The sequence below is a fragment of the Microbacterium sp. genome (assembly GCF_049661145.1).
GTDB lineage: Bacteria > Actinomycetota > Actinomycetes > Actinomycetales > Microbacteriaceae > Microbacterium.
In genome coordinates, this window is record NZ_JBASZT010000083.1 from 1 (window position 1) to 6,390 (window position 6,390).

Genomic DNA, 6,390 nt, shown 5'->3' on the forward strand with positions numbered 1-6,390 from the left:
ACCCGGCACCCGGCGCGCCCGGCGCCGCCGGCGCAGCCGTCAGCCCCGCACGTGCGGCGGCAGCTTGACGAACAGCAGCATCACGAGCCCGACCAGCAACACCAGCCCGATGCCGAGCACGCCGTAGACGATCCCGCCGAACCACGCCAGGAACAGCGACCACGCCAGCGGCGACAGGAACGACGCGACGCGGCCGGTCGTCGCGTAGAGGCCGAAGATCTCGCCCTGCGTGCTCGCGGGGGTGAGCCGGGTCAGCAGGCCGCGGCTCGCGGCCTGCGCGGGTCCGACGAACGCGCACAGCAGCAGCCCGCAGACCCAGAAGACGACGGCGCCGAAATCCCGCAACAGGAACACGACGAACGCCATCGCCACGAGCCCCGACAGCGCGATGACGATCAGCCTGCGCGGACCGATGGCGTCGTCGAGCCGTCCCGCGAAGATCGTCGAGACGCCCGCGACGAGGTTCGCGGCCAGCCCGAACGCGATGACCTCCAGGAACGAGAACCCGAACCCCTGCGCCGCCAGCACCGCGCCGAAGGCGAACACGCCGGCGAGCCCGTCGCGGTAGACGGCGGCGGCGATCAGGAACCAGAACGTCGGGCGGTTCGTCCGGAAGAGCTTCCCCAGGTTCTGGACGAGCACGACGTACGAGCCGAAGAACCCGACCGGCTCCGGCCCGCCGTACGCGGGGGATTCGGGGACGTTGCGGAAGAACGGGATCGCGAACACGATCGTCCAGACGCCGCACAGCACCGCGACGAGCTTGTACGCGAGCGGTTCGCTCTGTCCTATCGCGAACAGGATCGGGATGCACGCGATGAGCGCGACGACCCCGCCGATGTAGCCGAGGCCCCAGCCCAGGCCCGAGATGCGGCCGACCGTCTGCGGGGTGGAGACCTCGGCGAGCATCGCGTAGTAGCTGACGTTCCCGATCTCGGCGACGACAGCGCCGATCGCGACGGCGAAGGCGCCGAACCAGAAGAACTTCGGGTCGGCTTCGATGAAGAACAGCACGAACTGCATCAGGGCGACGGCGAACGTGGCCCCGACGACCCACTTCTTCTTGCTGCCGCGCGCATCGGCCTGCTGGCCGAGCACGGGCGCCAGCACGACGATCAGGATGCCGGCGGCGAAGTTCGCCCAGCCCCACCACTCCGACAGGTCGGTGAGCCCGTGGCAGTACTCGCTGCCCGCGTACTGCGACGCGTTGCAGTTCATGTACGTGCCGTCCGCGAGCAGCCCCGACTCGCGCACCGCCGGATCGAGGAACTGCCTCGACGTCAGATAGAGCGCGACCCACACGAACGTCAGGATGACCGTGTTGAACGGCTGCATCGCCCAGTCCCACATCGCCCAGGACAGCACCCGCTTGCGAGGAACGGATGCCGGGGACGCGGCAGCCGACGCCGCAACCGCCGCGTCGTCGGCGGCGGGAGTGGGCTCAGGCGGCAACGACATGTGCGTCACGGTAGGTCCCTTCGGTGAACGACCGGTGCCGCCGGCATCCGTCGGGAAGTCTGGTGGCGTGCAGGCTCAGAATACGGCGCGGCGGTGCCATGATGGGAGCCATGCCAGTGCATGTCGAACGCGCCGAACTGCCGGGTATCGGCGTGCGCCATGACATCCTCACGCTCGAGGGTCGTCGCCTGTCGGTCATCAACTATCGCGACGGCGGTCGCGAGCTCGCGCTGTCGGACGAGGACGATCCCGACCGCGCCGAGGACACCATCGAGCTCACCGATGACGAGGCGACCGCGCTGTCGGAGGTGCTCGGCGGCTCGCTCATCCTCACGCAGCTCGCGGGGCTCCGCGAGCAGATCGCGGGCCTGTACACGGAGCAGATCCCGGTGCGCGCCGACTCGCCCTTCGTCGGCCGACCGCTCGGCGACACCCGGGCGCGCACTCTGACGCGATGCTCGGTGGTGGCGATCGTCCGCGAGACGGGCGTGCTGCCCGCCCCCGCCCCCGCCGACCGCCTCGACGCGGGCGACTCGCTGGTGGCCGTCGGAACCCGCGACGGCCTCGACCACCTCGTCCGCATCATCGCCGGCGACTGACGGCACGACGGCCCACGCGTATGGATCACGGAGCGCTCGACCTCATCGAGATCGGTGCTCTCCTGCTCGGCATCGCGATCGTCGGACGCCTCGCGGCACGGCTGCACATCTCGCCGATCCCCTTCATCCTCGTCGGCGGGCTCGCCCTCGGCGAGGGCGGGCTGATCCCCGTCGACCACGCGGAGGGGTTCATCGCCGTCGGCGCCGAGATCGGCGTCATCCTGCTGCTGCTCATGCTCGGACTGGAATACAGCCCGCGCGAACTCGTCGGCAACCTTCGCACGTCGTCCAGCGCCGGGGCGCTCGACATGGTGCTCAACGCCGCACCCGGAGCCGCACTCGCGCTGCTGCTGGGATGGGGGCCCGTCGCCGCGATGGCGCTCGCCGGCATCACGTGGGTCTCGTCCTCCGGGGTCATCGCGAAGATGCTGCAGGAGCTCGGCCGGCTCACCAACCGTGAGACGCCGACGGTGCTGTCGATCCTCGTGCTCGAGGACCTCGCGATGGCGTTCTACCTGCCGATCCTCACGGCATTGCTGGTCGGCATGGACCTCGGACTCGCGACCGTCATGGTCGTGGTGGCCCTGGCATCCGTCGTCGTCATCCTGTATCTCGCCCTGCGGCACGGCAGCTGGTTCTCGCGGATGCTGTGGACTCGCGACGCCGAGCCGTTCCTGCTCGCGGTGCTCGGTGTGACCGTCCTGGTGGCGGGGCTCGCTTCGGAGGTCAAGGTCTCCGCCGCCGTCGGCGCGTTCCTCGTCGGCATCGCGATCCAGGGGAAGACGGCCATCGAGGCGGAGCGCGTCCTGACGCCGCTTCGTGACCTGTTCGCGTCGGTGTTCTTCCTGTACTTCGGCCTGTCGACCGATCCCGGCGACCTCGTGCCGATGCTCCTGCCCGCGCTCGTGCTCGCCGTCGTCACGATGGGCACCAAGATCGCGACCGGGTATCGCGCCGCCCGCCGCGCGGGCATCGGCGAGGCGGGCCGGTGGCGTGCCGGATTCGCCCTGACCCCGCGCGGCGAGTTCTCGATCGTCATCGCGGGGCTCGCGGTCGGCGCCGGACTCGAACCCGCGCTGGGTGCGCTCGCCGCGGCATACGTCCTCATCACGATGATCACCGGCCCGCTGCTCGCCAGGGTGACGGATGCCGAGTGGTTCACGACCTGGTCGCGCCGCCGTCAGGCGGCGCGCCGCGAACGGCAGCGCGCCGCAGCATCCTGACCCGCGCGGCTTCCTGTCCCGCGCCGCTTCCTGTCCCTCCCGCTTCCGCCCCCGCTCGCGAGCCGCTATCTTTCGCACCAGCCGCTACGAAACGACGTGGCGAAACGTAGCGGCTCGGGCGTAACGTAGCGGCTCGGCGATGAGGGGTGGGGCGGGCTGCCGCCGGTAGCGTGGACCCATGGCGTCAGAGCGTGAGACCGACCAGATCGACCGGGACGAGTCGGCATCCGCCGGCGTCGACGCCCCGGAAACCCCGGCTGGGGCAGACACCGCACCCGCGGCCGAGACCGCGGCATCCGTCCCCCCGGCCTTCGCCGATCTGGGCCTCGCCGAGCCCGTGCTCAAGGCGCTCAAGGACGTCGGGTACGAGACGCCGTCGGCGATCCAGGCGGCGACGATCCCGCCGCTGCTGGCCGGTCGCGACGTGCTCGGCACGGCGCAGACCGGCACGGGCAAGACGGCGGCGTTCGCGCTGCCGATCCTGTCGCGGCTGGACCTTTCGCAGAAGACCCCGCAAGCGCTCGTGCTCGCTCCCACCCGCGAGCTCGCACTGCAGGTGTGCGAGGCGTTCGAGTCCTACGCGGGGCACCTGCGCGGCGTGCACGTGCTGCCGGTCTACGGTGGCCAGGGCTACGGCCAGCAGCTGTCGGCGCTGCGCCGCGGCGTGCACGTCGTCGTCGGCACGCCCGGCCGCATCATGGATCACCTCGACAAGGGCACGCTCGACCTCACCGAACTGCGCTACCTCGTGCTCGACGAGGCCGACGAGATGCTCAAGATGGGCTTCGCCGAAGACGTCGAGACCATCCTCGCCGACACCCCCGACACCAAGCAGGTCGCCCTGTTCTCGGCGACGATGCCGTCGCAGATCCGGCGCCTCGCGGGCACGTATCTGAAGGATGCCGAGGAGATCAACGTCAAGGCGAAGACCACGACGTCGGCGAACATCTCGCAGCGCTACCTCGTCGTCTCGTACCCGCAGAAGGTCGATGCCCTCACCCGCATCCTCGAGGTCGAGCCGTTCGAGGGCATGATCGTGTTCACCCGCACCAAGAACGAGACCGAGACCCTCGCCGAGAAGCTCCGCGCCCGCGGGTACACGGCGGCCGCGATCAACGGCGACGTCGCGCAGGTGCAGCGCGAGCGCACCGTGAACCAGCTCAAGGACGGCAAGCTCGACATCCTCGTCGCGACCGACGTCGCCGCCCGCGGCCTCGACGTGGAGCGCATCAGCCACGTCGTCAACTTCGACCTGCCGATCGACACCGAGTCGTACGTCCACCGCATCGGCCGCACCGGCCGCGCCGGCCGGACCGGCGACGCCATCAGCTTCGTCACGCCCCGCGAGCGACGGATGCTGACGTCGATCGAGAAGGCGACGCGCCAGCCGCTGACCGAGATGAGTCTGCCGAGCGTCGACGACGTCAACGCGACGCGCCTCACGCGCTTCGACGACGCCATCACGACGGCGCTCGCCGACACCGAGCGGATCGACCGCTTCCGCGACATCATCACCCACTACGTCACGCACCACGACGTGCCAGAGGCCGACGTCGCCGCCGCCCTCGCGATCGTCGCGCAGGGCGAGACGCCGCTGCTGCTGGATGCCGACGCGGATCGCCCGCTGCGCCGCGAGCACCCCCGTGCGTTCGGCGAGCGCAGCGAGTCGAAACGCGGCGACCGGGACGACCGCGCCGACCGCGACCATCGCGGCGACCGCGACCATCGCGGCGACCGCGACGGTGACCGCACCGACCGTGGCGACCTCGAGGATCGCCCGCGCCGCGAGCGCGGCTCCGCCGGCCCGACCGCGACCTACCGCATCGAGGTGGGCCGTCGCCACAAGGTCGAGCCCCGGCAGATCGTCGGCGCGCTCGCCAACGAAGGGGGTCTGCGCCGCGAGGACTTCGGGGCGATCCAGATCAGGCCCGACTTCTCCCTCGTCGAACTCCCCGTCGACCTGCCCCGCGATACGCTGCAGCGCCTGGAGAGCACCCGCATCAGCGGCCGCCTCATCGAGCTCAAGCCCGACCGCTTCCAGCGCTCCGCCAAGCGCACGCCCCGTCCCCGCGCCTGACCCGCGCCTGACCCGCGCGCACAAGAGCACGACCCGGCATCCCCTCGCCTGCCCCCGCGGTCGCGGATGCTGTGGCACGCCGGCGACCCGACGCATGTGGCCGCTCATCGGCACCACGAGCGACCACGCGCGTCGGGTCGGCGCGTTGGAGGGGAGCGTTGGGTCGGGCGCGAGCCGGGGCGGGTCAGGGCCGAGTCGCCTCCTCGAGCAGTTCGAGCACGTGCCGGTACTCCTTGCCGGTGGCTCGCGTCATGCCCAGTTCGCATGTGCGGTTGCACGAGGCGTGCGCATCGGCGTCGAGTGCCCGCACCTCTGCGGCCTCGGCGGCGGTCGCCGACGCCGTCAGCTCCGGATGGAGCATGCCACGGTCGCCGGCGAAGCCGCAACACCCCCAGGCATCCGGCACCGTGACCGTCCGCGCGACGGCATCGCCGACGGCGCGCAACGCCGGGTTCAGCCCCATCTGGGTGGACGAGCACGTCGGGTGCAGCACGAGCGCATCGACGACCGGTGCCACATCGCCGAGCACCGGGAGGACGACGCGCGCGACGAAGTCCACGGCATCCTCCGTGCGGTAGTCCAACCCGGCATCGTCGAAGATGTGCGCGAACCCCTCGGTGCAGCTCGCGCCGTCGCTCACGATGACCAGATCGCCGTCGTCGGACGCCTCGCGCACGGCGTCGATGACACGTCGGGCCATGACCTCGCGGCCGCCGGAGTATCCCTTCGACGTCCACGGGGTCGAGCAGCACAGCGACTCGATCCCTTCGGGTACGACGACGCGCACGCCGGCACGTTCGACAAGACGGGTGAACGCTTCTGTCACGCCGATGCCGTCGCCGGCCGCGCCGAACATGCTGTTGACGCACGCGGGAAGGTAGACCGCGACCGGGTCGCCGCCACCGGCACCGCGGCATCCGGCACGGGTACGGCGTGCGTTACCCCCGCCGGGGAGGTCGGCCGAGTACGACGGTACTGTGTCGGCGCCCAGCACGGCGCGGGCGACGCTGGTCGCCCCGCGCACCAGCGGGAC

The 6,390-nt window shown here is 71.0% G+C and carries 5 protein-coding genes; 3 read left to right on the plus strand and 2 right to left on the minus strand.

Annotated features, from left to right (window positions below; genetic code table 11):
• Positions 1–39 precede the first annotated feature (39 nt).
• Entirely contained in the window at positions 40–1,458 is a 1,419-nt protein-coding gene (locus tag WBP48_RS03745) for an MFS transporter (protein ID WP_424436302.1), read from the minus strand.
• A gap of 110 nt (positions 1,459–1,568) precedes the next feature.
• Between WBP48_RS03745 and WBP48_RS03750 the strand changes: the two genes are divergently transcribed.
• The 3 genes from WBP48_RS03750 (at position 1,569) to WBP48_RS03760 (ending at position 5,357) form a co-directional block, all read left to right on the plus strand.
• Positions 1,569–2,057: a cation:proton antiporter regulatory subunit gene (locus WBP48_RS03750; RefSeq protein WP_424436305.1), complete on the plus strand. Its 489-nt coding sequence runs from the start codon at positions 1,569–1,571 to the stop codon at positions 2,055–2,057.
• Positions 2,058–2,077: 20 nt separating this feature from the next.
• Entirely contained in the window at positions 2,078–3,280 is a 1,203-nt protein-coding gene (locus WBP48_RS03755; RefSeq protein WP_424436308.1) for a cation:proton antiporter, read from the plus strand.
• Between the two features lie 178 nt (positions 3,281–3,458).
• Entirely contained in the window at positions 3,459–5,357 is a 1,899-nt protein-coding gene (locus WBP48_RS03760) for a DEAD/DEAH box helicase (protein ID WP_424436311.1), read from the plus strand.
• 184 nt (positions 5,358–5,541) lie between these two features.
• Here WBP48_RS03760 and WBP48_RS03765 read toward each other — a convergent pair.
• On the minus strand, positions 5,542–6,390 hold an 849-nt coding region (locus WBP48_RS03765; RefSeq protein WP_424436314.1), incomplete at its 5' end, for a (Fe-S)-binding protein.

What these genes read in the sequence shown, in the direction of transcription:
- WBP48_RS03745 (WP_424436302.1), bottom strand. Translation starts at nt 1,458, where the DNA reads ATGTCGTTGCCGCCTGAGCCCACTCCCGCCGCCGACGACGCGGCGGTT.
- WBP48_RS03750 (WP_424436305.1), top strand. Translation starts at nt 1,569, where the DNA reads ATGCCAGTGCATGTCGAACGCGCCGAACTGCCGGGTATCGGCGTGCGC.
- WBP48_RS03755 (WP_424436308.1), top strand. Translation starts at nt 2,078, where the DNA reads ATGGATCACGGAGCGCTCGACCTCATCGAGATCGGTGCTCTCCTGCTC.
- WBP48_RS03760 (WP_424436311.1), top strand. Translation starts at nt 3,459, where the DNA reads ATGGCGTCAGAGCGTGAGACCGACCAGATCGACCGGGACGAGTCGGCA.